The sequence below is a fragment of the Streptomyces sp. TOM-9 genome, from assembly GCF_056858595.1.
The window spans coordinates 6291257-6318244 of sequence record NZ_JBXEQB010000001.1 but is presented as its reverse complement, the minus strand read 5'-3'; the positions used below and the strand labels follow the sequence as shown (position 1 = coordinate 6318244).

The following is a 26988-nucleotide window of genomic DNA, read 5'->3' as shown; positions in this document are numbered from 1 at the left end:
GGATGGGTCCATGACGACCACCGCCGCCCGGCGCCCGCCTCGCGACGACGTGCTGATCGCCGTGTCGGGCCTCGCGGGCGGCCTCGCGATGTGGGCGTTCGGGCTGTACACCCACTCCGGGAACCATCCGGCGGGCGACCACCGCTGGCTGCCGCTGCTCCCGCTGGTGGTCATGGCCGGATGCGAACTGCTGCGGCGGACCGCGCCCCGCGTCGCGATCGTCCTCGGCGCGCTCACCTTCGGCGCGGACTTCGTGATCGGCTCGCTGCTGGTGACCGTGCTGATGTTCACCGACCTCGTGTACGCCGCCGTCCTGTACGGGCCGAAGCGGCTGACCCGGGTCGTGCCGGTCGTCAGCGTGCTCGGCACGGCCGCGCTCACCGCCACCGCCGTGGTGGTGCACCCGGTCGCCGAGTCCCTGCTGATCGGTGTGGTCGGTGCCCTGGTCTCGGTCGCCCCCGCCTGGACCGGCGTGGTGGTGCGGCGGCACCGCGACGAGGCCGCCCACGAACGGCTGCGCGCGGAGCAGACCGCGCTCCTCGCGGAGCTGGACCGCCGGGAGGCGGTGGGCCGCGAGCGGGCCCGGATGGCCCGCGAACTGCACGACATGGTGGCGGGCCACCTCTCCGCGATCGCCATCCACTCCACCGCCGCGCTGTCCCTGGACCGCCACGAGGGCCCGGCCCGCGAGGCGCTGGGGGTGATCCGCGAGAACAGCGTCGAGGGCCTGTCCGAGATGCGCCGGCTCATCGGGCTGCTGCGCGACTCGGCGGGCGAGGACGGGGAACCGGCCCCCGTCCCGCGGCTGGCCGGCCTGGACGCGCTCCTGGAGCAGATGCGCGCGGCGGCCCCGCACTCGGCCTTCGTACTGCGCGACGGGCGCCCCGAGGGCGCCGCCGCGCTGCCCGCGCCGGTGGAGCTGGCGGCCTACCGGATCGTGCAGGAGTCCTTGACCAACGTCCTGAAGCACGCGGCGCCCGGCGAGGTGCCCGTCATGCTGGAGCAGGAGGCCGAGGCGCTGACGGTGACCGTGGCGAGCCCCTGCCGGATCGGCGGCCCGGGGCACCGGCCGGACCCCCGGGCCCCCGGCTCCGGCAGCGGCCTGATCGGGATGCGGGAACGCGCCGAGCTGCTGGGCGGCACCTTCGAGGCGGGCCGGGAGGGCACGACATGGCGGGTACGGGCGGTACTGCCCATGAAGGGGAACGCATGATCCGGGTGGTCGTCGCCGAGGACCAGGCCGCGGTACGGGCGGGGCTGGTGCTGATCCTGGGCTCGGTGCCGGACATCGAGGTGGTCGGCGAGGCCGCCGACGGGGAGGCCGCGGTCCGCGTCGCCCGTGAGCTGCGCCCGGACGTGATCCTCATGGACCTCCAGATGCCCAGGCTGGACGGGGTCGCCGCGACCCGGGAGATCGTCGCGGAGCGGCTGGCGGACGTGCTCGTCCTCACCACCTTCGACCTGGACGAGTACGTCTTCGGGGCGCTGCGGGCGGGCGCCGCGGGATTCCTGCTGAAGGACACCGAGGCGGACCGGCTGATCGAGGGCGTACGACTGGTGGCCCGCGGCGAGGGGATGATCGCGCCCGCGGTGACCCGCCGGCTGATCGGCGAGTTCGCCCGCCCTCGGCCGCGCCCGGCGCCCGACCACGCCGTGCTCGGCGCGCTGACGCCACGGGAGCGGGAGGTGCTGGTCTGCGTGGGCGAGGGCCTGTCCAACGCGGAGATCGCGGCGCGGCTGGAGATGGCGGAGGCCACGGCGAAGACGCACGTCAGCCGCATGCTGGCCAAGCTGGAGCTGCGCAGCCGCGTGCAGGCCGCGGTGCTCGCGCAGGAATGGGGGCTGTCCGTACGGCCCTAGGGCCGGCGGGACCGGGGGGACCCCCAACCAGCGGGGGGAAAGACTGTCAGGCCACGTTCACGCGCTGGCCGGGAGGGGCGGCCTCGAGCCAGGCGAGGAAGCCGGTGAGGGCGTCGTCGCTCATGGCGAGTTCCAGACGGGTGCCGCGGTGCTCGCAGACCAGGATGACGGAGTCGGAGAGGAGCGCCAGCTCCTCCTGCCCCTCCGGGACGCGGCGGTGCAGCACCTCGATGGCGGAGCGTTCCAGCACCCGGCGCGGCCGGGGCGCGTACGAGAAGACCCGGAACCACTCGATCCGGTCACCGCTGTAGCGGGCGACACCATACGCCCAGCCCTTGCCGGAGGGTTCGCCGGCGCCGGTGGGCGGCATCCGCAGGCTGCAGTCGAACGTGCCGCCGGGCCGCTGGATCAGCCGGCGCCGCAGCCCGAAGACGAACAGCCCCAGCAGCGCCACCGCCACCAGGGCCCCGCACACCTGAAAAGCGAGGATCACGCCCACCGACCTCCTCGCTCCGTGTCACGAATAGGGATACTGCAGCCGCGGGACACCCTCACGGGCCTCCCGCGGCTCATGGCCCGGTGGGCCGGGTGCTCAGCGCGACCCGCTGGTCGCGGCGATCAGCCGGACCTCGGCGCGGCGCTCACTGGCGGCGTCGGCGTCGGCCTTCGCACGCTCCAGAGCCCGCTCCGCACGCTGGACGTCGATCTCGTCGGCGAGCTCGGCGATCTCCGCGAGCACCGACAGCTTGTTGTCCGCGAAGGAGATGAAACCGCCGTGCACCGCGGCGACGACGGTGCCGCCCTCGCTGGTGCGGATCGTCACCGGACCGGACTGGAGCACGCCCAGCAGCGGCTCGTGGTTCGGCATGACGCCGATGTCGCCGGACTCGGTGCGTGCGACGACAAGTGTGGCCTCGCCGGACCAGACACTGCGGTCCGCTGCGACCAGCTCGACGTGCAGCTCAGCCAAGATGGCTCCTCGGGTCGGCACCCACCGCCGTCCGGCGGGTGCATAAAACAAAGGATAACGGGGGTGCGGCAAGGGGGCGGACACAGGGTCCGCCCCCTGCCACGGTGAGCCGTCAGGCGACGGGCGTCAGCTGACGCCGAGCTCGCGGGCGTTGCGCTCGAGGTCCTCGATGCCACCGCACATGAAGAACGCCTGCTCAGGGAAGTGGTCGTACTTTCCGTCGGCGATGGCGTTGAACGCGGAGATCGACTCGTCCAGCGGGACGTCGGAGCCGTCGATGCCGGTGAACTGCTTCGCCGCGTGGGTGTTCTGCGACAGGAAGCGCTCGATGCGGCGGGCGCGGTGGACGGTGAGCTTGTCCTCCTCGCCCAGTTCGTCGATACCGAGGATCGCGATGATGTCCTGGAGGTCCTTGTACTTCTGCAGGATCCCCTTGACGCGCATAGCGCACTCGTAGTGGTCCGCCGCGATGTAGCGGGGGTCCAGGATGCGGGACGTCGAGTCCAGCGGGTCCACCGCCGGGTAGATGCCCTTCTCCGAGATCGGACGGGACAGAACGGTCGTCGCGTCCAGGTGGGCGAAGGTGGTCGCCGGCGCCGGGTCGGTCAGGTCGTCCGCGGGGACGTAGATCGCCTGCATCGAGGTGATCGAGTGACCACGGGTCGAGGTGATGCGCTCCTGGAGGAGGCCCATCTCGTCCGCGAGGTTCGGCTGGTAACCCACCGCGGAGGGCATGCGGCCGAGCAGCGTGGAGACCTCGGAACCGGCCTGGGTGAAGCGGAAGATGTTGTCGATGAAGAACAGCACGTCCTGCTTCTGCACATCGCGGAAGTACTCCGCCATGGTCAGACCGGCCAGCGCCACGCGCAGACGGGTGCCCGGGGGCTCGTCCATCTGGCCGAAGACCAGGGCGGTCTTGTCCAGGACGCCGGACTCCTCCATCTCCTGGATCAGGTCGTTGCCCTCACGGGTGCGCTCGCCGACGCCGGCGAAGACGGAAACGCCCTCGTGCAGCTTCGCCACACGCATGATCATTTCCTGGATGAGGACGGTCTTGCCGACACCGGCGCCGCCGAACAGACCGATCTTGCCGCCCTTGACGTACGGGGTCAGCAGGTCGACGACCTTCAGGCCGGTCTCGAACATCTCGGTCTTGGACTCGAGGTCCTCGAACTTCGGCGCCTTGCGGTGGATCGTCCAGCGCTCGCCGACGTTGGCGTTCTCCTCGGGGACGTTCAGCACCTCGCCGAGGGTGTTGAACACCTTGCCCTTGGTGAAGTCGCCGACGGGGACGGTGATGCCCGTGCCCGTGTCGGTCACCGAGGCCTGGCGGACCAGACCGTCGGTGGGCTGCATCGAGATCGCGCGGACCACGCCGTCGCCCAGGTGCTGGGCGACCTCGAGGGTCAGCGTCTTCTTCTTGCCGGCCTCGGCCGGGTCGGCGACCTCGACGGTGAGGGCGTTGTAGATCTCCGGCATGGCGTCGACGGGGAACTCCACGTCGACGACCGGGCCGATGACCCGGGCGACGCGGCCCGTGGCAGCGGCCGTCTCAACAGTGGTGGTCATGATTAGTCACTCCCCGCAGACGCGTCGGCCAGGGCGCTGGAGCCACCGACGATCTCGCTGATTTCCTGGGTGATTTCGGCCTGGCGGGCCTGGTTGGCAAGCCGCGTGAGCGTCTTGATGAGCTCCTCGGCGTTGTCGGTCGCCGACTTCATCGCGCGGCGGCGGGCGGCGTGCTCGGAAGCGGCACCCTGCAGCAGCGCGTTGTAGATCCGGCTCTCGACGTACCGCGGCAGCAGTGCGTCCAGGACGCCCTCAGCCGACGGCTCGAAGTCGTACAGGGGGAGGATCTCCCCCTCCTTGCGGGCCTCGCCACCGGTGGCGTCGACGAGCGAGAGCGGCAGCAGCCGCTTCTCCACCGGCGCCTGCGTCAGCATCGACACGAACTCCGTGAAGATGATGTGCAGTTCGTCCACGCCGCCCTCGGCGGTGTCCTTGAGGACCACCTCGATCAGCGGGTCGGCGACCGACTTGGCGTCCGCGTACGTCGGCTTGTCGGTGAACCCGGTCCACGAGTCCTCGATCGCGCGCTCACGGAAGCCGTAGTACGCCACGCCCTTGCGGCCGACGATGTAGTGGACGACCTCCTTGCCCTCCGAGCGCAGCTGCTCGGTGAGCCGGTCGGCGGCCTTGATCGCGTTGGACGAGTAGCCGCCGGCCAGACCGCGGTCGCTCGTGATGAGCAGCACCGCGGCGCGCGTCGGGTTCTCGGTCTCCGTGGTCAGCGGGTGGTTCGTGTTCGAACCGGTCGCGACCGCGGCCACCGCGCGGGTGAGTTCGTCGGCGTACGGGGACGAGGCGTGGACCTGGCGCTGGGCCTTGACGATCCGGGACGCGGAGATCATCTCCATCGCCTTCGTGATCTTCTTGGTCGCGGTGACGGACTTGATGCGGCGCTTGTATACCCGAAGCTGGGCGCCCATGCTCAGCCCTCACCCAGCAGCTTGCCGTCCGAGGTCTCGAACTGCTTCTTGAACTCCACGACCGCGTCGGTCAGGGCCTCGACCGTGTCGTCGCCGAGCTTGCCGGTCTCGGCGATGCTCAGCAGGAGGTCCTTCTTCTCGCGGCGGAGGTAGTCCAGCAGCTCGCGCTCGAAGCGGCGGATGTCCTCGACGGGCACGTCGTCCAGCTTGCCGGTGGTGCCGGCCCAGATGGAGACGACCTGGTCCTCGATCGGGAACGGGGCGTACTGGCCCTGCTTCAGCAGCTCGACCATGCGCTTGCCGCGCTCCAGCTGCGCCTTGGAGGCCGCGTCCAGGTCGGAACCGAAGGCGGCGAACGCCTCCAGCTCGCGGTACTGGGCGAGGTCCACGCGCAGTCGGCCGGCGACCGACTTCATGGCCTTGATCTGCGCCGAGCCACCGACTCGGGAGACCGAGATGCCGACGTTCAGTGCCGGGCGCTGGCCCGCGTTGAACAGGTCGGACTCCAGGAAGCACTGGCCGTCGGTGATGGAGATGACGTTGGTCGGGATGAACGCCGAGACGTCGTTGGCCTTGGTCTCGACGACCGGCAGACCGGTCATCGAGCCGGCGCCCAGCTCGTCGGAGAGCTTGGCGCAGCGCTCCAGCAGGCGGGAGTGCAGGTAGAAGACGTCACCCGGGTAGGCCTCACGGCCCGGCGGGCGGCGCAGCAGCAGGGAGACGGCGCGGTAGGCGTCGGCCTGCTTGGACAGGTCGTCGAAGACGATCAGGACGTGCTTGCCGTCGTACATCCAGTGCTGGCCGATGGCCGAGCCGGTGTACGGGGCCAGGTACTTGAAGCCGGCCGGGTCGGACGCCGGGGCCGCCACGATCGTGGTGTACTCCAGGGCGCCGGCCTCCTCCAGCGCGGCGCGCACGCCGGCGATGGTGGAGCCCTTCTGGCCGATGGCGACGTAGATGCAGCGGACCTGCTTCTTGGGGTCGCCGGAACGCCAGTTGTCACGCTGGTTGATGATCGTGTCGATCGCCAGGGCGGTCTTGCCGGTCTGGCGGTCGCCGATGATCAGCTGACGCTGACCGCGGCCGATCGGGGTCATCGCGTCGACGGCCTTGAGGCCGGTCTGCATCGGCTCGTGCACGGACTTACGGGCCATGACGCCGGGAGCCTGGAGCTCCAGGGCGCGGCGGCCGTCGGTCTCGATCTCGCCGAGGCCGTCGATCGGGTTGCCGAGCGGGTCGACGACGCGACCCAGGTATCCTTCGCCGACCGCGACGGAGAGCACCTCACCGGTGCGCTGCACCGGCTGGCCCTCCTCGATGCCGCTGAACTCGCCGAGGACGATCGCACCGATCTCGCGCTCCTCGAGGTTGAGGGCGAGACCGAGGGTGCCGTCCTCGAACTTCAGCAGCTCGTTCGCCATGACCGAGGGCAGACCCTCGACCTTGGCGATACCGTCGCCGGCCAGGCTGACCGTTCCGACCTCCTCGCGCGAGGCCGCGTCCGGCTTGTACGACTGGACGAAGTTCTCCAGCGCGTCCCGGATCTCCTCCGGCCGGATCGTGAGCTCCGCCATCTGGGTTCCCTGCTCTCCTTGTTGGGCCCGAAGTATTCGCTACGGCCCAACTCGGGCCGCTGGTACTGCTCTTTGAGTTGGTGGCTGGTTCAGCCGGCCATCCGCCGACTCGCCTCTTCGAGGCGGTCCGCGATGGTCCCGTCGATGACCTCGTCGCCGACCCGAACCGAGATGCCGCCGCGGACCGCGGGGTCCACGTCGAGGTTCAGGTGCACCTGCCGGCCGTAGATCGTGGCCAGCGCGGCGCCGAGGCGCTGCTTCTGCCGGTCGCTCAGCGGAACCGCCGAGACCACGACCGCAACCGTGCGGTTACGGCGCGTCGCCGCCAGCTTGGACAGGGCGTCGATCCCTGCCTCCAGGCTACGGCCTCGCGGGTGGGTCACGAGACGGACCACGATCCGCTCGGTGACCGGGTTGGCGCGGCCGCCCAGCAGCGAGTGCAGCAGGGCCGCCTTCGCCTGGGTCCCCGCGGCACGGTCGGTCAGCGCCGCCCGCAGCTCGCTGCTGCCGGAGACGATGCGGCCGAAGCGGAACAGCTCGTCCTCGACGTCGTCGAGGACGCCCGCACGCTCCGCGGCGATCAGGTCGGCGCCGTAGGACAGCTCCTCCAGCGCGTCGGTCAGATCACGCGACTGCGACCAGCGGCTGCGGACCATGCCCGCGACCAGGTCGGACGTCTCGCCGCCGATCTGCCCGCCGAGGACCGCCTGCGCCAGACCCGCCTTGGCCTCTCCCGGCTGCGCGGGGTCGGTCAAGGCGCGGCGCAGCGAACCCTCGCGGTCGAGCAGCCCCGTGACGGCGGCCAGCTCCTCGGCGAGCTTCGCCGCGTCGACGGACGTGTTGTCCGCCAGCGCGTCGAGGCGCTCGCGCGCGGTGGCCAGTGCCTCGCGGCTCGCTCCGTTCATCGCGCGGCCTCGGCCTTCTCCTCGAGCTCGTCGAGGAAGCGGTCGATCACGCGGCTCTGGCGGGCGGTGTCCTCGAGGGACTCACCGACGATCTTGCCGGCCAGGTCGGTGGCGAGCTTGCCGACGTCCTGGCGCAGGGCGTGCGCGGCGGACCGGCGGTCGGCCTCGATCTGGGCGTGACCGGCGGCGATGATCTCCTCACGCTGCCGCTGGCCTTCCGCACGCATCTCGGCGATGAGCGCGGCGCCCTGCTCCTGCGCCTCCTGGCGCAGACGCGCGGCCTCGTGGCGGGCCTCGGAGAGCGACTGCTTGTACTCCTCGAGGGTCCGCTGAGCCTCGGCCTGTGCGGCCTCGGCCTTCTCCATGCCGCCCTCGATGGCCTCGCGCCGCTCGTCCAGAACCTTGTTGATGTTCGGGAGGAGCTTCTTGGCGAGGAAGAAGAAGACGATGGCGAAGGCGATGAGACCGATGACGAGCTCTGGGATCGGCGGGATGAGGGGGTTCTCCGCCTCCTCGGCCGCCAGCTGTGCCAGGGCGTTCACATCAGTGCCTTCCGTCGAAAGGGGTTGGTCTCGTCAGCCCGGACTCAGGAGGTCGGGTAGACGAACGGCATGACCAGACCGATCAGCGCGAGCGCCTCACAGAAGGCGAAGCCGAGGATCTGGTTGGCGCGGATCAGGCCGGCGGCCTCGGGCTGGCGGGCGAGGGCCTGCGTACCGTTGCCGAAGATGATGCCGATGCCGACGCCGGGGCCGATGGCCGCGAGGCCGTAGCCGATGGAGCCCAGGTTGCCGAGGATCTGGGTGGCGGCGAGGTTCACAGCGGACATGCTGTTTCTTCCTTCTCTTTCACGGACCGGTGGGGGTTGGCCACCGGACAATCGGGGGGCTGTGCGTCGCGCGGGTGCTCAGTGGTGCTCGGCGAGCGCGCCCTGGACGTAGGAGCAGGCCAGCAGCACGAAGACGTACGCCTGGACGGCCTGGATGAAGAGCTCGAAGGCGGTCATCACGATGACCATCACGAACGAGACACCGGCGTAGGCGATGCCGATCCCGTTGAGCAGGTACCAGCTGGCGATGGTGAACAGCAGCAGCAGGACGTGACCCGCGAACATGTTGGCGAACAGTCGCACCGCGTGCGTGAACGGCCGGACGATCACGTTGGAGAGGAACTCCAGGCCGACGACCATCGGCAGGACCGCGCCGAGGTTCTTGTCGTAGCCGGTGATGTTCTTCCAGCCGCCGACGAAGCCGTGCTTCTTGAAGGTCAGCGACATCCACGTGACGTAGACGATCGCGGCCAGCGCGGCCGGGTAGCTGATGATCGCCGTGACGGGGAACTGGGCGATCGGCACGATCGACCACAGGTTCATGATCCAGACGAAGAAGAACAGCGCCACCATGAAGGGCACGTACTTCTCGCCGTCACGCTTGCCGATCGTCTCGTAGACGATCCCGCGGCGCACGAAGTCGTAGCCGGCCTCGGCGACCATCTGCAGCTTGCCGGGGACGATCTTCGGCTTGGCGAAGGCAGCCCAGAAGAAGCCGACGATCACGATGCTGCCCAGCAGCGCCAGCAGCATCGTCTTGTTGAAGTAGGCGCTGCTGTCCGCGTCGCCGATCAACGGCTTGAAGAGGAAGGAGTGCAGGCCGGGGGCCGGGAAGCCGCACCCGTCGAAGATGTGGCAGTTCGTCTCGAAGGCGAGCGTCGTTACATCACTCACCGAGAGCTCCTTCAGCGTGACGCATAGGTACGGCAACCTCTACGTGTCGGCGCGGCACGTGGCCACGGAACGGCACTGGACTGGTCTTACGGATGTGGGGGCGGCGGGTGGGCGCTGAGCCGAAGGGCTGTTGCGAAGGCATGACTGCCACCCGCGCCAGCTCTGCCGCAGTTGAGACCGGACGATAGCAAACGAGCGGAACTTCGCCCGCACCGGCCCTGCTGTTCACGACGGAGTTCCGGCGGATCCGGGCTCCACGTACAGCATCTTGGTCTTCATATGAGCACGGGCCTGGGCGGCGATCCACACCAGGGTCGTACCGAGCAGGGTGAAGGCGAACACCTGGGTGTCGAACAGCGTCGTGTGCTTGAACACGGCCAGCACGATGGCCAGGAGCAGCAGCTGCACGGTGTAGAGCATCAGGCCCATCGCCTGGAACAGCGTCGGGTAGGAACGGGCGGTGCGCTGAAGCACCGTCAGACCGATTCCCATGAACACGATCACCACCACCGCGCCGAAGCCCGCGCCGATCGCGCCCTTGCCGCCCGCGAGCATGCCGGACACAGCCACCGCGATCACCCCCGCGGCAGCGGCGGGCACGGCGCAGTTCAGGAGCGTTCGGACGTCGTTGGACTGCATGGCGGCAGCTCCTCCGGCGAGGTTGGGGGTACAGGGGTCGTCGAGGACGAGGGTAGCCCGGCCGCGAGGACATGCCTCACGCCGGAAGACCATCGCACTAGGGTCTTTCGGCTTGATTCCGGGTTCTCGTGAACGGTATCACAAACTATTTGATGAGGTCTTTACCCGGTTCGTGTGTGACCTGTCACACGGAAGGAGTAACCGGTGTGGCGCCTACCTGACGCTGCACCACGGCTGTGCTATCGCGCGGCCGGCCTACGGACGGGTGCCCGCGCTCCGTCCGGCGTCCACCAGGGACCGTGCGCTGAGCGCGGTCGCGCCGTTGACGCCGGGGGCCTCCCCCGCGGCGATCGTGGCCGCCGCGGCGGCGTGCGCCGCCTGCGCGGCCTCCACCCGGGTACGGCGGTAGCGCGGCGGGACGAACGCCTCGGCCCAGCGCGGGGCCCGGGGCCGGAAGCGCGGCATGAGCAGGGCGATCAGTCCCATGGCGCTCAGCATCACGATGCCCAGGACGATCCACAGGCTGGAGGAGTTGACCGAGAAGGCGACCGCGCCGAAGGAGATCAGCGCGGACCAGAAGTACATGATCCACACGGCCCGGCTGTGCGAGTGGCCGATGTCCAGCAGCCGGTGGTGGAGGTGGCCGCGGTCGGCGGCGAACGGCGACTGCCCGTTCCAGGTACGGCGCACGATGGCCAGCACCAGGTCGGCCGCCGGGATCGCGATGAGCGTCAGCGGCAGCAGCAGCGGCATGTAGACCGGCACCATGAAGTGCGTGGTGTCCCGGGTCGAGCCGGTGAGGTTGGTGATGGCGTCGGGGTCGGTCTGACCGGTGATGGAGATGGCGCCGGAGGCCAGCACCAGGCCGATCAGCATCGAGCCCGAGTCGCCCATGAAGATCCGCGCGGGGTGGAAGTTGTGCGGCAGGAAGCCCAGGCACATCCCGATGAGGATCGCGCTGAACAGCGTCGCCGGGGCGGCGGCCTCGATGCCGTATCCGTACCAGATGCGGTACGCGTACATGAAGAACGCGATCGCGGCGATGCACACCATTCCGGACGCGAGTCCGTCGAGTCCGTCGACGAAGTTCACCGCGTTGATCGTGATCACGACCAGGGCCACGGTCAGCAGGGTCGACTGCACCGGTGTGAGCGCGACGATGCCCTTGCCCGGGATGGGCAGCCACAGCACGGTCAGACCCTGCAGCACCATCACGCCGGCCGCGATCATCTGCGCGCCCAGCTTGATCAGCGCGTCCACGCCCCACTTGTCGTCCAGCACGCCCAGCAGCCAGATCAGCCCGGCGCCGGAGAGCAGTGCCCGTGGCTCGTTGGAGAGCTCGAAGACGCTCTTGAGGTTGGTCAGGTGGGCCGCCACCAGCAGGCCCGCGCACAGACCGCCGAACATGGCGATGCCGCCGAGGCGTGGCGTGGGTTCGCGGTGGACGTCACGATCACGGATCTCGGGCATGGCGCCCGCCGCGATGGCGAACTTCCGCACCGGCCCCGTGAGGAGGTAGGTCACGGCGGCTGCCACGCAGAGGGTCAAGAGGTACTCGCGCACGGCCACACCCTATTCGCGTCCGGGTGGCGACTGTAAACACAGACGAAGACTCACAGCGGGTACCCAGGGTTGCACACACCACTCCCGGGGGCGGCCCGCGCCCCCTGTGAAGCGCGTCTCAGCCGGGGTACGGGGGGAAGCCCTCGACCAGTTCCGCGACCTCGCCCGCCAGTCCCCGCTCCTCCCGCAGCGCCCGTACGATCAGGTCCGCGACCTGCGGCATCTGCTCCTCGCCCATCCCCTGGGTGGTCACCGACGCGGTGCCCAGACGGATGCCGGAACCGGCCGCGCAGGGCTCCGTGTCGTACGGCAGCGTGTACTTGTCCAGCACGATCCCGGCGGCCGCGCACAGCCCGCGGGCGCGCATCCCGGTGACCCCCAGGGCCGAGACGTCGGCGGCGATCAGATGCGTGTCCGTGCCGCCGGTGGCGATGCGCAGGCCGCACGCGGCGAGCGCCCCGGCGAGCGTGCGGGCGTTGGCGACGACCTGGTGCGCGTAGAGCGCGAACTCCGGCCGCGCCGCCTCCCCGAGGGCCACCGCCTTCGCCGCGACGGCGTGCATGTGCGGGCCGCCCTGCGAGAACGGGAAGACCGCCCGGTCGATGCGCTGGGCCAGGTCCGCGCCGCACAGCACCAGCCCGCCGCGCGGACCGCGGAGCGTCTTGTGCGTGGTGGCGCACACCACGTCCGCGTACGGCACCGGGTTGGGGGCGGCCCCGCCGGCGACCAGGCCGAGCGTGTGCGCGGCGTCCACGATCAGGTATGCGCCGACGTCGTCCGCGATCTCCCGGAAGAGGGCGTAGTCGATGTGCCGGGGGTAGGCGATGCCGCCGCAGACGATCGCCTTCGGACGGTGCCGGTGGGCCAGGACCCGCAACTGCTCGTAGTCGATCAGCCCGCCCTCCTCGAAGGTCCCGCCCCGTGTCACCCCGTAGCCGGCGAAGCGGAACCAGCGGCCGGAGAAGTTCGACTCGGAGCCGTGGGTGAGGTGGCCGCCGTGGGCCAGCGACATCGCCAGGACGGTGTCCCCGGGGACCAGGAGGGCCGCGTAGGCGGCCAGCACGGCCGAGGAGCCGGAATAGGGCTGCACGTTCGCGTGCGCCGCTCCGAACAACCGTGTGGCCCTTTCCACGGCCAGCCGCTCGGCCAGGTCCACCAGCTCGCACCCGGCGTGGTGGCGGTGACCGGGGTAGCCCTCGGCGTACTTGTTGGCGAGCGGCGAGCCGAGCGCCGTCAGGACGGCCGGGGAGGTGAAGTTCTCGCCGGCGATCAACTGCAGGCACGAGGCCTGCCGCTGGGCCTCCCCGAGGAGGATGTCGGCCAGCTCGGGGTCATGGGCGCGCAGCTCGTCGAGGCCGCGGCCCCCGGCCGGGAGCGTGGGGGTGACTATGTGGGGTGAAGACGCTTCCGCGGTGGGCATGGCGGCGCTCCCGGGGGCGGCTGGGAAGGTTCTCACCTGCCACTGTTGCACCCTTCGGGACATTTCGCGCCGCGTTGTGCTCCACCGGGGGCCGGGTTTCCGCCAGGGGCCGCGCCGCCGTGCCGCGGCAGCCGCCCCGAGGGCCACGTGCGTCGTGCTGAAACCTTCCGCCCGGGGCGGTCAGGCGGTGGGCGCCGGCATCCCGGTGAGCGCGGTCAGGACGGGGTCCAGCGCGTCGTGGATCTCCTCGCCGATGCTGCGGAAGAACGTCAGCGGGGCCCCGTACGGGTCGTACACCTCGTCCGCGTCGGGGGTGGGCGCCAGCAGCCACCCGCGCAGGGCCGCGGCGGCACGCACCAGGGACCGCGCGCGCTCGGTCACGCTGCCCTCCGGCAGCGTCGCCGGGTCTATCGCCTTCACCAGCCGGGTGAACTCCTTGAGCGTGAAGGTGCGCAGCCCCGCCGCGTGCCCCATGGAGATCACCTGGGCGCGGTGGTCGCGGGTCGCGGTCAGGACGAGGTCGGCGTCGATCACGTGGTCGTCGAGGAGTTCGCGGCCGAGGAACCCCGTGGGGTCGGCGGCGTACTCGGCGAGCACCGTGGCGGCGTGCGCCTCCATCGGCGAGCCCTCGTGCCCCCAGGTGCCGGCGCTCTCCACGACGATCCCCGCGGCGCCGTCACCGAGCCGCAGCGTCAGCTCGTGCCGGGTCAGCCGCTCGGCCATGGGCGAGCGGCAGACGTTGCCGGTGCAGACGTGGAGGATGCGGAACGGGCGCTCGCCGTGATCCCACTGCCCGGGTATGGGCGGTGTCAATTGCCGACCTCCAGGTCGGGGACGACCTCACGGAGCTGCTCCGCGCTGATCGCGCCCGCCCGCAGCAGGACGGGCACCTTGCCGGTGACGTCCACGATCGAGGACGGCACGGCCGCGGGCGTCGGGCCGCCGTCGAGGTAGATCGCGACGGAGTCGCCGAGCATCTCCTGCGCCGCGTCGCAGTCCTGCGGGGAGGGGTGACCGGTCAGGTTGGCGCTGGAGACGGCCATCGGGCCGGTCTCGGTCAGCAGCTCGATGGCGACCGGGTGCAGCGGCATGCGGACGGCCACGGTGCCGCGGGTGTCCCCCAGGTCCCACTGGAGCGACGGCTGGTGACGGGCGACGAGGGTGAGGGCGCCCGGCCAGAAGGCGTCGACCAGCTCCCAGGCCTGCTCGCTGAAGTCGGTGACCAGGCCGTGCAGGGTGTTCGGGGAGCCGACCAGGACGGGCGAGGGCATGTTGCGGCCCCGGCCCTTGGCCTCCAGCAGGTCGCCGACGGCCTCGGTGCTGAACGCGTCCGCGCCGATCCCGTAGACGGTGTCGGTGGGCAGCACCACGAGCTCGCCGCGGCGTACGGCGGACGCGGCCTCGCGCAGTCCGGCAACCCGGTCCGTCGCGTCCGAGCAGTCGTAACGCCGTGCCATCAGCAGACCTCCATGACGTGTGGCGCCGTGGTCACGGCGTCGCCTTGCGGGCAGTGGTGAACCGGGGACGGTTGTTGAGGTCGGGGTGGTCGGCGGCGTCCGCCCAGCCGGCCTCCTCGGTGAAGATCCAGGGCACCTGGCCGCCCTGGGTGTCGGCGTGCTCGATGACGACGACCCCGCCCGGCCGCAGCAGCCGGTGCGCGGTGCGCTCGATGCCGCGGATGGTGTCCAGGCCGTCCTCACCGGAGAACAACGCCATCTCGGGGTCGTGGTCGCGGGCCTCCGGCGCCACATGCTCCCACTCGGTGAGCGGGATGTAGGGCGGGTTGGAGATCACCAGGTCCACCTGGCCGTTGAGGTCCTGGAAGGCCTCCAGGGCGTTGCCCTGCCGCAGGTCGACCTTGCTGCCCTCGACGTTCTTGCGGGCCCACACCAGCGCCTCGTCGGACAGCTCCACCGCGTGCACGCGGCTGCGCGGCACCTCCTGCGCCAGGGCGAGCGCGATGGCGCCCGAACCGGTGCACAGGTCGACGATGAGCGGCTCGGCGACGTCCATGGCGCGCACGGCGTCTATGGCCCACCCGACGACCGACTCGGTCTCCGGGCGGGGCACGAAGACCCCCGGGCCCACCTGGAGCTCCAGGTACCGGAAGAACGCGCGGCCCGTGATGTGCTGCAGCGGCTCGCGGGCCTCACGGCGGGCCACGGCCTCCCAGTAGCGCGCGTCGAAGTCGGCGTCGGCGACGGTGTGCAGCGCGCCGCGCTTCACCCCGTGCACGTACGCCGCGAGCTCCTCGGCGTCGAACCGCGGCGAGGGAACGCCGGCGTCGGCCAGCCGCTGGGTCGCCTGGGCGACCTCGGCGAGCAGCAGGTTCACGTTCTCCGCCTCCGGTTCAGCTTCCGTCGCCCGCGGCAGCCAGCTTGGCGGCCGAGTCGGCGTCGACGCAGGCCTGGATCACCGCGTCCAGTTCCCCGTCGAGGACCTGGTCCAAGTTGTACGCCTTGAAGCCGACGCGGTGGTCGGAGATGCGGTTCTCCGGGAAGTTGTAGGTGCGGATGCGCTCGCTGCGGTCCACCGTCCGCACCTGGCTGCGGCGGGCGTCGGAGGCCTCGCGCTCGGCCTCCTCCTGCGCGGCGGCCAGCAACCGGGAGCGCAGGATGCGCATCGCCGACTCCTTGTTCTGCAGCTGGCTCTTCTCGTTCTGGCAGGAGACGACCAGCCCGGAGGGCAGGTGGGTGATGCGCACCGCGGAGTCGGTGGTGTTGACCGACTGGCCGCCGGGGCCCGAGGAGCGGTAGACGTCGATCCGCAGGTCGTTGGCGTTGACCTCGACCTCGACCTCGTCGGCCTCGGGGGTCACCAGCACACCGGCGGCGGAGGTGTGGATCCGGCCCTGCGACTCGGTGGCCGGCACGCGCTGGACGCGGTGCACGCCCCCCTCGTACTTCAGCCGGGCCCAGACGCCCTGGCCGGGCTCGGTGGCACCGTTGCCGCCCTTGGTCTTCACCGCGACCTGGACGTCCTTGTAGCCGCCGAGGTCGGAGGCGTTGGCGTCGATGATCTCGGTCTTCCAGCCCTGGCGCTCGGCGTAGCGCAGGTACATGCGCAGGAGGTCGCCGGCGAACAGCGCGGACTCCTCGCCGCCCTCGCCCGCCTTGACCTCCAGGATCACGTCCTTGTCGTCGCTGGGGTCACGCGGGACGAGCAGCAGCCGCAGGCGCTCGGTGAGCTCCTCGCGCTGCTTCTCCAGCTCCTTCACCTCGGCGGCGAAGTCGGGGTCGTCCGCGGCCAGTTCGCGCGCGGTGCCGATGTCCTCGCCGGTCTGCTTCCAGCCGCGGTAGGTGCCGATGATGGGGGTCAGCTCCGCGTAGCGCTTGTTGAGCTTGCGCGCGTTGGCCTGGTCGGCGAAGACCGCCGGGTCGGCAAGCTTCTTCTCGAGGTCGGCGTACTCGCCGATCAGTTCCTCGACCGCCTCGAACATCAGGATCCCTGCTTCTGGAAGGGGTGAACGCCGGTGTACCAGCCTGGGACGACAAAGCGCCGGTCCGGCCGCCGGAGGATATCCGGACAGCCGTGGACCGGCGCTTTCGGGTCGCTACTTCTTGGCGGACCCGGCCGCCTTGCCGAAGCGGGCCTCGAAGCGGGCCACGCGGCCACCGGTGTCGAGGATCTTCTGCTTGCCCGTGTAGAACGGGTGGCACGCGGAGCACACGTCGGCGCGGATGACGCCCTCGGTGACGGTGCTGCGGGTGGTGAACGAGTTGCCGCAGGTGCAGCTGACCTGCGTCTCCACGTACTCCGGGTGGATGTCGCGCTTCAAGGGATTCTCCTAGTGTTCGGGAGGGTCCCGGGTCGTGCTGCGGGCTTGCGTCACGTGAACCGGGGCCGACGTACCAGTCTGCCAGCACTGGCCGCATCTGCCCAAACCGGGGCCCGCGGCGATCTATTCCGATCCCGTCGCGGACGGCTGCGAGGAGCTCCTGACCACACCGTTCGTGTCGACGTCGTCACCCGCCGAACCCTTGGTGGCGGACCTGGGGATCGGCTTGTCGGCCCTTAGCGCGGCCCAGACCTGCTCGGCCTGGTCGGGGATCGGCAGGACGCGGTTGGGGTCGGCGGGGTCGTAGCGCACCGGCATGGTGACCGTGTTGATGTCCTTGGAGCCCAGGTCCTTCAGGCTCTCCCCCAGGCCGACCAGCTCCTTCACCGACGCCAGCTCCGAGTCGGTGGTGATGGCGCCGGTGGCGGTGTCGGCGATCTCGTAGAGCCGGGTCGGCGAGCTCAGCAGCCCGATGCCGTTCACCCGGTCCACCAGGGCGCTGAGGAAGGCCTGCTGCAGCCTTATCCGGCCCAGGTCGCTGCCGTCCCCCACCCCGTGGCGGGTGCGGACCAGACCGAGGGCCTGCTTGCCGTCGAGGTGGTGCGTGCCGGCCGGCAGGTGCAGATGGCTCCGGTTGTCGCTGATGGCCTGGCTGGTGGTGACGGTGACCCCGCCGAGGGCGTCGATGAGGTGCTGGAAGCCGGCGAAGTCGATCTCGATGTAGTGGTCCATGCGGATGCCGGTCATCGTCTCGGCCGTCTTGACCGCGCAGGCCGGGCCGCCGATCGCGTACGCCTCGTTGAACATCTCGCCCCGGCGGGGCGGGGCCGTGCCGCCGCCGGGCTCGGCGCAGGCGGGGCGGTCGACGAGGGTGTCGCGGGGGATGCTCACCACGCTCGCCCGGTGGTGCCCCTGGTAGACGTGGACGATCATCGCGGTGTCGGAGCGGGCGGTGCCGTCGTCCTGGCCGCCGCCGGCCTTCTGGTTGCTGCCGGAGCGGGAGTCTGAGCCGAGGACGAGGATGTCCATCGAGCCGTTGTCGACGTCGGCCGGCCGGTCGCGTCCGAGGAGGGCGTTGATGTCGATGCCCCTGATGTTGCCGTTGAGCTTGAGGTAGAGGCAGCCGACGGCGGTGGTGGCCAGCAGGAGGAACGTCGCCACGACCCAGGCGGTGATCCGCAGGGCCCGTCGGCGGGGGCTGCGCCGGCGTCGCCGGGCGGCTCGTCCGTCGTCCGCGTGATCGGCCATCGGCTCCTCTGTCCTGATCGGCTCCTCATGATTGGGGTACCCGTTCGCGCGCCCGATCAGGCACGGGAGGGGTGCCCGCACAGGGCAATGACAGCGGGTCCGGGAGCGCCCCGCCTCGGGACGCGCCGGATCCGCCGCAGGTGAGAGCCATCCGGTCGGTGCCGCGGACGGGCTCGAGCGGCCGCGCACGAGCGGCGGGCGGGCACGAGCGGGTGGGGACGACGGAAGGCCGGTCCCGTCACCGAAGTGACGGGACCGGCCTCCTGGGCCGTGCCGACGCCGGGGCGTCAGTCGTTGTTGCCGCCCGGGGTGGTCTTGGCGATCTGCATCAGGAACTCGGCGTTGGACTTGGTCTGCTTCATCTTGTCCAGCAGCAGCTCGATCGCCTGCTGCGAGTCGAGCGCGTGCAGCACCCGGCGCAGCTTCCAGGTGATGTTGAGCTCGTCCGGAGCCAGCAGGATCTCCTCCTTGCGGGTGCCGGACGGGTCGACGTCCACCGCGGGGAAGATCCGCTTGTCGGCGAGCTTCCGGTCGAGCTTGAGCTCCATGTTGCCGGTGCCCTTGAACTCCTCGAAGATCACCTCGTCCATGCGCGAGCCGGTCTCGACCAGCGCGGTGGCCAGGATGGTCAGCGAGCCGCCGTCCTCGATGTTGCGCGCGGCACCGAAGAAGCGCTTCGGCGGGTACAGCGCGGTCGAGTCGACACCACCGGACAGGATGCGGCCGGAGGCGGGCGCCGCGAGGTTGTACGCGCGGCCCAGACGGGTGATGGAGTCCAGCAGGACGACGACGTCGTGGCCCAGCTCCACCAGCCGCTTGGCGCGCTCGATGGCGAGCTCGGCGACGGTGGTGTGGTCCTCGGCGGGACGGTCGAAGGTCGAGGAGATGACCTCGCCCTTCACCGACCGCTGCATGTCGGTGACCTCTTCCGGACGCTCGTCGACGAGGACGACCATCAGGTGGCACTCGGGGTTGTTGCGGGTGATCGCGTTGGCGATGGCCTGCATGATGATCGTCTTACCGGTCTTCGGCGGGGCCACGATCAGGCCGCGCTGGCCCTTTCCGATCGGGGCGACCAGGTCGATGATCCGGGTGATCAGCTGGCCGGGCTCGTTCTCCAGCCGCAGCCGCTCCTGCGGGTACAGCGGGGTGAGCTTGCCGAACTCCGGACGGCCGCGGCCGCTCTCCGGCGCCATGCCGTTGACGGAGTCCAGGCGCACCAGGGCGTTGAACTTCTCGCGGCGCTCGCCGTCCTTCGGCTGCCGGACGGCACCGGTGACGTGGTCACCCTTGCGCAGGCCGTTCTTGCGGACCTGGGCGAGCGAGACGTACACGTCGTTCGGGCCGGGCAGGTAGCCCGAGGTCCGGATGAACGCGTAGTTGTCGAGGATGTCGAGGATGCCCGCGACCGGGATCAGGACGTCGTCGTCGGCGACCTGCGGCTCACCCGCGAAGTCGTCGCGGCGGTTGCCGCCCCGCCCGCGGCGGTCGCGGTAACGGCCCCGGCGCCGGCGGCCGCTGCCGTCGAACTCGTCGTCGTCCTGGTGGCCGCCGCCCTGCGGACCGCCGCCCTGCTGCTGGCCCTGGGGGCCGCCGCCCTGCTGCTGACGCTGCTGGCCGCCGTCCTCGCCGCCCTTGCGGCGGTCGCGCTGACGGTCCCGCTGCCGGTCGCGGCGGCTCTCGCGGCGCTCGTCGCCGCCCTTGGCGTCGCCGGACCTGCCCTCGGCACTGTCCACGGCGGCCTCGGCACGGCCCTCGGCGGACTGCTCCGCCTTGGCGGACTCCGACTTGGCCTTGGCCGCGGGTGCGGTCTTCTCGCCGGCCGGCTGGCCGGGGATCTCGATCTGCTTCGGCTGCTGCTCGGCGCCCTGGTTCCCGGCCTCGGCGGATTCACCCGTACGGGTGCGCGAGGTCGCCCGGCGCTTCGGCTTCTCGGCGGCGGGCGCGCCCTCGGAGGCGGTGGCCTTGGTGCCGCTGCCGGACTGCGCGGCCTTGATGGTCTCGATGAGCTGGCTCTTGCGCATCCGCGCGGTGCCCTTGATGCCGAGACCGGAGGCGAGCTGCTGCAGCTCGGCCAGGACCATGCCGTCAAGACCGGTACCGGCGCGGCGGCGCCGCGCGGCGGGGGCAGTGGCAGCACCGGTGGCAGGCGCGGCAGCATCGGACGCGGCGACAGGGCTGTCTGCGCGTACGCCCATCAGATCGGTGGTGTCGCTCACGAAGGGTCCTTCCCTGGAGCGGACGTCGGCCTGTCTGGCTCGGCGACCGGTCGTGCTGTCCGGATCCGGTCCTTATCACTTACGCCGGACCCGGGGCGGTGGTCCGCCTGATGGCGGAGGAAATGATGTGGAACAAAAAAACACAGTTACCGGCGAGGTGAGAGTCCACTCTCGGGTGAAACGTCACCCGCGCCGTCTCCGGAGCGTGCTCGGCACTGCCCAGGCAGGCTGCCTATGCGGTGTGGGAGGCTCCCGGAAGAATGGGCGGTCCCGATGCGGGACACAAGGCACCGGGACAACAGGTCCAGCAGGCGGGCGCCTGAGTCCACGGGTGCAGCAATGAGATTAACACTACCGGATCCAACAAACATTCCCCCTCTCTACGACCGGCAATCGTGTCACTGCCCCACGGCGAGCGGCAGCACACTCGCCCCCGCCGCGTCGAGGGCCAGGCGGTTCGCCGCCCACCCCTCGGCCGCCAGCCGGGAGACCTTGTCGGCGGTGTCCTCGTCCGCCAGCGCCAGCACCGTGGGCCCCGCACCCGAGATGACAGCGGGGACGCCCTCGGCGCGCAGTCGGTTCACCAGTGCCGTGCTCTCCGGCATCGCGGGCGCCCGGTACTCCTGGTGCAGCCGGTCCTCGGTGGCGGGGAGCAGCAGGTCGGGGCGCCGGGTGAGGGCCTCGACCAGGAGTGCGGCGCGTCCCGCGTTGACCGCGGCGTCCACGTGCGGGACGGTGCGCGGCAGCAACCCCCGGGCGGTCTCGGTCAGCACCGGCCTGCCCGGCACGAAGACCACCGGAACGACCGACTCGCAGGGGTCCATACGGACCGCGTGGGCGGCCCCGCCCTCGGTCCAGGCCAGTGTGAAGCCGCCGAGCAGACAGGCGGCGACGTTGTCCGGGTGGCCCTCGATCTCGTTGGCCAGTTCCAGCAGCGCGGCGTCGTCGAGCTTGTCCTGCCCGCCTATCGTCACCGCGCGGGCGGCCATGATGCCCGCGCAGATGGCGGCGGAGGAGGAACCGAGGCCGCGGCCGTGCGGGATGCGGTTGGCGCACACGACCTCCAGGCCGCGCGGCTGACCGCCGAGCAGGTCGAAGGCGGTGCGCAGGGACCGTACGACCAGGTGGTTCTCGTCGCGGGAGAGCGAGTCGGCGCCTTCGCCGGCGATGTCGACGTGCAGACCGGAGTCGGCCACCCGGACCACGACGTCGTCGTAGAGTCCGAGCGCCAGGCCGAAGGCGTCGAAGCCCGGTCCGAGGTTGGCGCTGGTCGCGGGGACGCGCACTCGGACGGCGGCGGCGCGGAAGGCTGGTCCGGCCATCGTTCGATGACTCTCCTTGTTTCCAGGGCGTTTCTGCCTCGCGATGCCGCGGCATCGTTGCCGTACGGCGGCGAGGACTTGGGGGACCGTACCAAGGGGATCCCGCGAGGAGGATGCCAATGGCATGGGCCAGAACGGCGTGCGGCGGCGCCGGTGTGAGGCAAGCCTATCGAAGGAAGGTTCTCCTGCGACATAGGGCGCACGGACAGCGCGTGATGCGTGTCGCGTGCGGTTCCGTGCGCCCCTGTCGTCCCGCGGGGTCAGAGCAGTCCGAGCCGGTCCGCGGCCGTGTCGGCGTCCACCGGGACGGTGATGGGCTGCGGCGCGCCGGCGACCGCCCAGTCGGGGTCCTTCAGGCCGTTGCCGGTGACGGTGCAGACGATCCGCTGGCCAGGGTCGACCGCGCCCTGCTCGGCGGCCTTCAGCAGCCCGGCGACGCTCGCGGCGGAGGCCGGCTCGACGAAGACGCCCTCCTGCGCGGCGAGCAGCCGGTACGCCGACAGGATCTGACGGTCCGTCACCGAGTCGATCAGTCCCCCGGATTCGTCCCGCGCCTCCTCGGCGAACTGCCACGACGCCGGGTTGCCGATCCGGATCGCGGTGGCGATCGTCTGCGGCTGGCGCACCGGGTGGCCCAGCACGATCGGCGCGGCGCCGGAGGCCTGGAAGCCCCACATGCGCGGATTGCGCGTCGACACGCCGTCCGCGCGGTATTCGCGGTAGCCCTTCCAGTACGCGGTGATGTTCCCGGCGTTGCCGACCGGCAGCACATGGATGTCCGGCGCGTCGCCGAGCGCGTCCACGATCTCGAAGGCGGCGGTCTTCTGGCCCTCGATGCGGGCCGGGTTCACCGAATTGACCAGCGCCACGGGGTACTTGTCGGACAGGCCGCGGGCGAGGTCCAGGCAGTCGTCGAAGTTGCCCTCCACCTGCAGGATGCGCGCCCCGTGCACCAGCGCCTGGCCCATCTTGCCCAGCGCGATCTTGCCCTGCGGCACCAGGACGGCGCACACCATCCCGGCCCGCACCGCGTACGCGGCGGCCGAGGCGGAGGTGTTGCCGGTGGAGGCGCAGATGACCGCCTGCGCGCCCTCCTCCTTCGCCTTGGAGATCGCCATGGTCATGCCGCGGTCCTTGAAGGAGCCGGTGGGGTTGGCGCCCTCCACCTTCAGGTACACGTCGCAGCCCGTGCGCTCGGACAGCACCTGGGCGGGGACCAGCGGGGTCCCGCCCTCCAGCAGCGTGACCACGGGGGTCGCCGCGCCGACCGGGAGCCGCTCCCGGTACTCCTCGATGAGGCCGCGCCACTGGTGGGTGGCCGGCACGCGGCCGGCAGACACTGCGTTCATCGCTGGATTACTCCCCTTCCACACGCATGATGCTGGCGACGCCCCGGACGGTGTCGAGCTTGCGCAGCGCCTCGACGGTCGCCGCGAGCGCCGCGTCCGGCGCCCGGTGGGTGACGACGACGAGCGACGCCTCCCCGCCTTCCCGTCGCCCGCCACCACCCTGCTCGACGGCGGCTCCGTCGCCGCTGCCCGGATTCCTTCCCTGCTGACGAACGGTGTCGATCGACACCTGGTGCTCGGCGAAGACCGTGGCCACCTGGGCCAGGACACCCGGTTTGTCCGCCACGTCCAGGCTGATGTGGTAGCGCGTCACCACGTCACCCATCGGGCTGACGGTGAGCTGCGCGTACGCCGACTCCCCCGGCCCGGTGGTGGCGGCCAGCTTGTTGCGGCAGGTCGCCACCAGGTCCCCCAGCACCGCGGAGGCCGTCGGCGAGCCGCCCGCCCCGGGACCGTAGAACATCAGCTGGCCGGCGGCCGCGGCCTCCACGAAGACCGCGTTGTACGCCTCGCGCACGCTGGCCAGCGGGTGCGTCAGCGGGATCATCGCCGGGTGAACGCGGGCGGTGACCGAACGGCCGTCGGCGCTGCGCTCGCAGATCGCCAGCAGCTTCACCGTGCAGCCCATCTTCTTGGCCGAGGCGATGTCGGACGCGGTGACCTCGGTGATCCCCTCGCGGTGCACGTCACCGATGGTCACCCGGGTGTGGAAGGCGATGCCGGCCAGGATCGCGGCTTTGGCGGCGGCGTCGAAGCCCTCCACGTCGGCGGTGGGGTCGGCCTCGGCGTAGCCCAGCGCGGTGGCCTCGTCCAGCGCCTCGGAGTAGCCGGCACCGGTGGTGTCCATCTTGTCGAGGATGAAGTTGGTCGTGCCGTTGACGATGCCCAGCACCCGGTTGACCTTGTCGCCGGCCAGCGACTCGCGCAACGGGCGGATCAGCGGGATGGCGCCGGCGACCGCGGCCTCGTAGTAGAGGTCCACCCCGTGCTCGACGGCCGCGGCGTGCAGCGCGGCGCCGTCGGCGGCCAGCAGCGCCTTGTTGGCGGACACCACGCTGGCGCCGTGCTCGAAGGAGGTGGTGATCAGGGAGCGGGCGGGCTCGATGCCGCCGATCACCTCGACGACCACGTCGATGTCCCCGCGTTTGACCAGGGCGGTCGCGTCCGTGGTGAGCAGCTCGGCGGGCACGCCCGCGCGCACCCGGTTGGGCCGCCGTACCGCGATCCCGGCGAGCTCCACCGGTGCGCCGATCCGCGCGGCGAGGTCGTCCGCGTGCGTCGTCATGATGCGCGCCACCTCTGAGCCGACAACACCACAGCCCAGCAGCGCCACCTTCAGCGGACGCGTACGCATCATCCGACCTCGCTTCGCGGTTTACGGCTTTTCAAGCCTCTTGGACGGTCCCAGTCTCACGCACCGGACGGAAGTTTCCACGTGCTGTCCGGATCGCGAGACCGGTCTCCTTCTATGTGAGATTTCACGTCAGCCGACGTCGAGACGCAGGAGATCTTCTTCCGTCTCGCGCCGGACGATCACCCGGGCCTCGCCGTCCTTGACGGCGACCACCGGGGGGCGCAGGGCGTGGTTGTAGTTGCTGGCCATCGAGCGGCAGTACGCACCCGTCGCCGGCACCGCCAGCAGGTCACCGGGCGCCAGGTCGGCGGGGAGGAAGGCGTCGCGCACCACGATGTCGCCCGACTCGCAGTGCTTGCCGACGACCCGGCTCAGCATCGGCTCGGCGTCGCTCGACCGCGACACCAGCGCGACGCTGTACTCGGCGTCGTACAGCGCGGTGCGGATGTTGTCCGACATCCCGCCGTCCACGCTCACGTACGTCCGCAGGCCCTCCAGCGGCTTGATCGTCCCCACCTCGTACAGGGTGAACGCCGTCGGGCCCACGATCGCCCGGCCCGGCTCGACCGACAGCCGCGGGACGGCGAGCTCCGCGCCCCGGCACTCCCGGGAGACGATCTCCCCCAGCGACTTGGCGATCTCGTGCGGCTCGCGCGGGTCGTCGTCCGGGGTGTACGCGATGCCGAGGCCGCCGCCGAGGTCGATCTCAGGCAGCTCCACCCCGTGCTCGTCGCGGATCTGCCGCAGCAGGCCGATCACGCGGTGCGCCGCCACCTCGAAGCCGGAGGTGTCGAAGATCTGCGAGCCGATGTGCGAGTGGATGCCTACCAGTTCGAGCGAGTCCAGGCGCAGCACCCGGCGCACCGCCTCGGCCGCGTCCCCGCCGCCCAGGGAGAAACCGAACTTCTGGTCCTCGTGCGCGGTGGCGATGAACTCGTGGGTGTGCGCCTCGACGCCGACCGTGACGCGGACCTGCACCCGCTGCCGCCTGCCCAGCTTCTGCGCGGCGTCCGCCACCCGGACGATCTCCTGGAACGAGTCCACCACGATCCGCCCCACCCCGGCCTCGACGGCCTGGCGGATCTCCTCCGTGGTCTTGTTGTTGCCGTGCAGCGCGATCCGGTCGGCCGGCATCCCCGCGGACAACGCAACGGCCAGTTCCCCGCCGGAGCACACGTCGAGGTTGAGCCCCTCCTCGTCCAGCCAGCGCACCACGGCGCGGGACAGGAACGCCTTGCCCGCGTAGAAGACGTCGGCGTCCGCGCCGAAGGCCTCGCGCCAGGCACGGCAGCGGGCCCGGAAGTCGGCCTCGTCCAGGATGTAGGCGGGGGTGCCGAACTCCTCCGCGAGACCGCGGACGTCCAGTCCGCCGACGGTGGCGACGCCCTCGGCGTCCCGGGTGACGGTACGGGCCCAGACCCGGGGGTCCAGGGTGTTCAGGTCGGCGGGCGGCGCCGCGTAGTGACCCTCGGGGAGGACGTCGGCGTAACGGGGCCCGGCGGGGTGTGCGGAACGGCTCATCGTCTCGTGCTCTCTGCTCTCACAGGTGTCGGGGGGCGCTGATGCCGAGCAGGGTCAGGCCGTTGGCAAGCACGGTCCCGGCGGCGTCGGCGAGCGCCAGGCGGGCCCCGTGAACGGCCGAGGGTTTCTCCTCGCCCTTCGGCAGCGCCGGGCACTCGTCGTGGCAGCGCAGGAAGGCATCGGCCGTGCGCTCCAGCAAACGCGCCACCCGGTCGGGTGCGCCGTGCCGGGCAGCGGCCTCCACGGTGCGGGGGAAGTCGGCGATCAGGCCGAGCAGTTCGGTCTCCGCGGGATCCCGGCGGCCGGATTCGGCGCCGGGTTCCAGGCCCAGGTCATGGGCGTTGCGCAACAGGGCCCGGCTCCGGGCGTGAGCGTACCGGACCCGGAACAGGGGGTTGTGCTCGCGCTGCGCCAGGTGCGCCGCGGGGTCGGTGCGGGGGGCGACCTCGGCGGGCGGGCGCAGCAGCGCCCAGGCGGTGGCGTCGGCGCCGAGGCTGCGGCGCAGCTCGTCCGGCGTCGCCCGTACGGGGTGCGGCCGCCGCCGCGCGGGCGGCTCGACGCCGGTGGCCGCGTGGAGCCTGCGGAGGGCGGCGGCGTAGGCGTCGGCACGGGCCTCGCCGGTGGGTGCGGGGAGGGCCGCGGCCTCGTACTCCCCGACCCCGTAGCGGTGGCCCCGCTCGCGTACGAGATCGACGAGGGCCTCGTGGGACTCCCCCTGGAGGGTGATGTTCAGGAACCCCGGTGCGGCGACGTCCACCCGGGCGATGCCGGGGGCGGCGGCGAGCCGGCGGCCGATGACGTCGGCGACGGCGAGCGGCGCGACGCCGGTCAGGGGAGCCAGCTGCAGGGCCACGTTGGTGGCGTAGTCCCCGCACCCGGGCCGCGGCGGCCTGCGCACGACGACCCGCTCGGGCACCGGGCCCGCGAGGCTGAGCTCGTCGGCCTCCACGGCACGACGGACCGTGGCGAGCACGGTGCGGGAGAGCTCAGCGGGGGTCACAGACGCAAGCGTAGGCGAGGAGGGGGGTACCGACGCGAACGGGTTTCACCCTTT

General features: G+C 71.2%; 26 protein-coding genes. 2 read left to right on the top strand and 24 right to left on the bottom strand.

Translation table 11 applies throughout. From position 1 onward, the window contains the following. The first annotated feature begins 10 nt into the window (after positions 1–10). Together AC1VWI_RS29590 and AC1VWI_RS29585 are read left to right on the top strand one after the other, a co-directional pair. Positions 11–1213: a sensor histidine kinase gene (locus tag AC1VWI_RS29590; protein WP_499514043.1), complete on the top strand. Its 1203-nt coding sequence runs from the start codon at positions 11–13 to the stop codon at positions 1211–1213. Beyond that, positions 1210–1860 carry a response regulator gene (locus tag AC1VWI_RS29585; RefSeq protein ID WP_499514042.1) on the top strand — a complete coding sequence of 217 codons (651 nt, stop codon included), beginning with the start codon at positions 1210–1212 and terminating at the stop codon, positions 1858–1860. The genes AC1VWI_RS29590 and AC1VWI_RS29585 overlap by 4 nt, the downstream gene beginning before the upstream one ends. A 46-nt stretch (positions 1861–1906) precedes the next feature. Here the strand turns inward: AC1VWI_RS29585 and AC1VWI_RS29580 are convergent, their stop codons facing one another. The 24 genes from AC1VWI_RS29580 to nrtL all read right to left on the bottom strand — a co-directional run bounded on the left by AC1VWI_RS29580 (position 1907) and on the right by nrtL (position 26934). Beyond that, positions 1907–2353 (bottom strand): DUF2550 domain-containing protein, encoded by a 447-nt coding sequence (locus AC1VWI_RS29580; RefSeq protein ID WP_499514041.1) that lies wholly within the window; start codon positions 2351–2353, stop codon positions 1907–1909. Between the two features lie 99 nt (positions 2354–2452). Next, the gene (locus AC1VWI_RS29575) at positions 2453–2833 is read right to left on the bottom strand and encodes a F0F1 ATP synthase subunit epsilon (RefSeq protein WP_499516949.1); all 381 of its coding nucleotides are present in this window, start codon (positions 2831–2833) and stop codon (positions 2453–2455) included. A gap of 123 nt (positions 2834–2956) precedes the next feature. After that, complete coding sequence (gene atpD / locus AC1VWI_RS29570) at positions 2957–4399, bottom strand: F0F1 ATP synthase subunit beta (RefSeq protein ID WP_499514040.1); 1443 nt, start codon at positions 4397–4399, stop codon at positions 2957–2959. A 2-nt stretch (positions 4400–4401) separates the two neighbouring features. Continuing rightward, positions 4402–5319, bottom strand: coding sequence for a F0F1 ATP synthase subunit gamma (locus AC1VWI_RS29565; RefSeq protein WP_499514039.1), 918 nt, complete (start codon positions 5317–5319; stop codon positions 4402–4404). A gap of 2 nt (positions 5320–5321) precedes the next feature. Further along, entirely contained in the window at positions 5322–6893 is a 1572-nt protein-coding gene (gene atpA / locus AC1VWI_RS29560; protein ID WP_499514038.1) for a F0F1 ATP synthase subunit alpha, read from the bottom strand. Positions 6894–6982: 89 nt separating this feature from the next. After that, positions 6983–7798: a F0F1 ATP synthase subunit delta gene (locus tag AC1VWI_RS29555; protein ID WP_499514037.1), complete on the bottom strand. Its 816-nt coding sequence runs from the start codon at positions 7796–7798 to the stop codon at positions 6983–6985. After that, entirely contained in the window at positions 7795–8340 is a 546-nt protein-coding gene (locus tag AC1VWI_RS29550; RefSeq protein ID WP_018563526.1) for a F0F1 ATP synthase subunit B, read from the bottom strand. Before AC1VWI_RS29550 ends, AC1VWI_RS29555 begins: the two co-directional genes overlap by 4 nt. Positions 8341–8384: 44 nt before the next feature. After that, positions 8385–8627, bottom strand: a complete 243-nt coding sequence (gene atpE, locus AC1VWI_RS29545) for an ATP synthase F0 subunit C (protein ID WP_018563527.1) — start codon at positions 8625–8627, stop codon at positions 8385–8387. A 78-nt stretch (positions 8628–8705) separates the two neighbouring features. Beyond that, on the bottom strand, positions 8706–9536 hold the full coding sequence (gene atpB, locus AC1VWI_RS29540; RefSeq protein WP_431965728.1) for a F0F1 ATP synthase subunit A: 831 nt from the start codon (positions 9534–9536) through the stop codon (positions 8706–8708). A gap of 210 nt (positions 9537–9746) precedes the next feature. Continuing rightward, complete coding sequence (locus AC1VWI_RS29535) at positions 9747–10160, bottom strand: Cg1360 family ATP-synthase-associated protein (protein ID WP_499514036.1); 414 nt, start codon at positions 10158–10160, stop codon at positions 9747–9749. Positions 10161–10415: 255 nt separating this feature from the next. Further along, complete coding sequence (locus tag AC1VWI_RS29530) at positions 10416–11723, bottom strand: MraY family glycosyltransferase (RefSeq protein ID WP_499514035.1); 1308 nt, start codon at positions 11721–11723, stop codon at positions 10416–10418. Positions 11724–11841: 118 nt separating this feature from the next. Next, positions 11842–13143: a serine hydroxymethyltransferase gene (gene glyA / locus AC1VWI_RS29525; protein ID WP_499514034.1), complete on the bottom strand. Its 1302-nt coding sequence runs from the start codon at positions 13141–13143 to the stop codon at positions 11842–11844. A 180-nt stretch (positions 13144–13323) separates the two neighbouring features. After that, positions 13324–13956 (bottom strand): arsenate reductase/protein-tyrosine-phosphatase family protein, encoded by a 633-nt coding sequence (locus tag AC1VWI_RS29520; RefSeq protein ID WP_499514033.1) that lies wholly within the window; start codon positions 13954–13956, stop codon positions 13324–13326. Next, entirely contained in the window at positions 13953–14600 is a 648-nt protein-coding gene (locus tag AC1VWI_RS29515) for an L-threonylcarbamoyladenylate synthase (RefSeq protein WP_499514032.1), read from the bottom strand. The genes AC1VWI_RS29520 and AC1VWI_RS29515 overlap by 4 nt, the downstream gene beginning before the upstream one ends. Before the next feature lie 31 nt (positions 14601–14631). Next, positions 14632–15477: a peptide chain release factor N(5)-glutamine methyltransferase gene (gene prmC / locus AC1VWI_RS29510; RefSeq protein WP_499514031.1), complete on the bottom strand. Its 846-nt coding sequence runs from the start codon at positions 15475–15477 to the stop codon at positions 14632–14634. Positions 15478–15493: 16 nt separating this feature from the next. Beyond that, positions 15494–16582 (bottom strand): peptide chain release factor 1, encoded by a 1089-nt coding sequence (gene prfA / locus AC1VWI_RS29505; RefSeq protein ID WP_499514030.1) that lies wholly within the window; start codon positions 16580–16582, stop codon positions 15494–15496. A 114-nt stretch (positions 16583–16696) separates the two neighbouring features. Further along, positions 16697–16921: a 50S ribosomal protein L31 gene (gene rpmE, locus AC1VWI_RS29500; protein ID WP_431965655.1), complete on the bottom strand. Its 225-nt coding sequence runs from the start codon at positions 16919–16921 to the stop codon at positions 16697–16699. A gap of 123 nt (positions 16922–17044) precedes the next feature. Next, entirely contained in the window at positions 17045–18169 is a 1125-nt protein-coding gene (locus AC1VWI_RS29495; RefSeq protein ID WP_499514029.1) for an LCP family protein, read from the bottom strand. Positions 18170–18456: 287 nt separating this feature from the next. Then, positions 18457–20388, bottom strand: coding sequence for a transcription termination factor Rho (gene rho / locus AC1VWI_RS29490; protein WP_499514028.1), 1932 nt, complete (start codon positions 20386–20388; stop codon positions 18457–18459). 398 nt (positions 20389–20786) lie between these two features. Next, on the bottom strand, positions 20787–21710 hold the full coding sequence (gene thrB, locus AC1VWI_RS29485) for a homoserine kinase (RefSeq protein WP_499514027.1): 924 nt from the start codon (positions 21708–21710) through the stop codon (positions 20787–20789). A gap of 260 nt (positions 21711–21970) precedes the next feature. Beyond that, a complete protein-coding gene (gene thrC, locus AC1VWI_RS29480) occupies positions 21971–23059 on the bottom strand; it encodes a threonine synthase (protein WP_499514026.1) in 1089 nt (362 codons plus the stop codon). Positions 23060–23066: 7 nt separating this feature from the next. After that, entirely contained in the window at positions 23067–24416 is a 1350-nt protein-coding gene (locus AC1VWI_RS29475) for a homoserine dehydrogenase (protein ID WP_499514025.1), read from the bottom strand. Positions 24417–24542: 126 nt separating this feature from the next. After that, positions 24543–25934 carry a diaminopimelate decarboxylase gene (lysA, locus tag AC1VWI_RS29470; RefSeq protein ID WP_499514024.1) on the bottom strand — a complete coding sequence of 464 codons (1392 nt, stop codon included), beginning with the start codon at positions 25932–25934 and terminating at the stop codon, positions 24543–24545. Positions 25935–25953: 19 nt separating this feature from the next. After that, complete coding sequence (nrtL, locus tag AC1VWI_RS29465) at positions 25954–26934, bottom strand: ArgS-related anticodon-binding protein NrtL (RefSeq protein WP_499514023.1); 981 nt, start codon at positions 26932–26934, stop codon at positions 25954–25956. Positions 26935–26988: the final 54 nt, after the last annotated feature.

What these genes read in the sequence shown, in the direction of transcription:
- AC1VWI_RS29590 (WP_499514043.1), top strand. Translation starts at nt 11, where the DNA reads ATGACGACCACCGCCGCCCGGCGCCCGCCTCGCGACGACGTGCTGATC.
- AC1VWI_RS29585 (WP_499514042.1), top strand. Translation starts at nt 1,210, where the DNA reads ATGATCCGGGTGGTCGTCGCCGAGGACCAGGCCGCGGTACGGGCGGGG.
- atpD (WP_499514040.1), bottom strand. Translation starts at nt 4,399, where the DNA reads ATGACCACCACTGTTGAGACGGCCGCTGCCACGGGCCGCGTCGCCCGG.
- AC1VWI_RS29565 (WP_499514039.1), bottom strand. Translation starts at nt 5,319, where the DNA reads ATGGGCGCCCAGCTTCGGGTATACAAGCGCCGCATCAAGTCCGTCACC.
- atpA (WP_499514038.1), bottom strand. Translation starts at nt 6,893, where the DNA reads ATGGCGGAGCTCACGATCCGGCCGGAGGAGATCCGGGACGCGCTGGAG.
- AC1VWI_RS29555 (WP_499514037.1), bottom strand. Translation starts at nt 7,798, where the DNA reads ATGAACGGAGCGAGCCGCGAGGCACTGGCCACCGCGCGCGAGCGCCTC.
- atpE (WP_018563527.1), bottom strand. Translation starts at nt 8,627, where the DNA reads ATGTCCGCTGTGAACCTCGCCGCCACCCAGATCCTCGGCAACCTGGGC.
- AC1VWI_RS29535 (WP_499514036.1), bottom strand. Translation starts at nt 10,160, where the DNA reads ATGCAGTCCAACGACGTCCGAACGCTCCTGAACTGCGCCGTGCCCGCC.
- glyA (WP_499514034.1), bottom strand. Translation starts at nt 13,143, where the DNA reads ATGCCCACCGCGGAAGCGTCTTCACCCCACATAGTCACCCCCACGCTC.
- AC1VWI_RS29515 (WP_499514032.1), bottom strand. Translation starts at nt 14,600, where the DNA reads ATGGCACGGCGTTACGACTGCTCGGACGCGACGGACCGGGTTGCCGGA.
- prfA (WP_499514030.1), bottom strand. Translation starts at nt 16,582, where the DNA reads ATGTTCGAGGCGGTCGAGGAACTGATCGGCGAGTACGCCGACCTCGAG.
- AC1VWI_RS29495 (WP_499514029.1), bottom strand. Translation starts at nt 18,169, where the DNA reads ATGGCCGATCACGCGGACGACGGACGAGCCGCCCGGCGACGCCGGCGC.
- thrB (WP_499514027.1), bottom strand. Translation starts at nt 21,710, where the DNA reads ATGGCCGGACCAGCCTTCCGCGCCGCCGCCGTCCGAGTGCGCGTCCCC.
- thrC (WP_499514026.1), bottom strand. Translation starts at nt 23,059, where the DNA reads ATGAACGCAGTGTCTGCCGGCCGCGTGCCGGCCACCCACCAGTGGCGC.
- AC1VWI_RS29475 (WP_499514025.1), bottom strand. Translation starts at nt 24,416, where the DNA reads ATGATGCGTACGCGTCCGCTGAAGGTGGCGCTGCTGGGCTGTGGTGTT.
- lysA (WP_499514024.1), bottom strand. Translation starts at nt 25,934, where the DNA reads ATGAGCCGTTCCGCACACCCCGCCGGGCCCCGTTACGCCGACGTCCTC.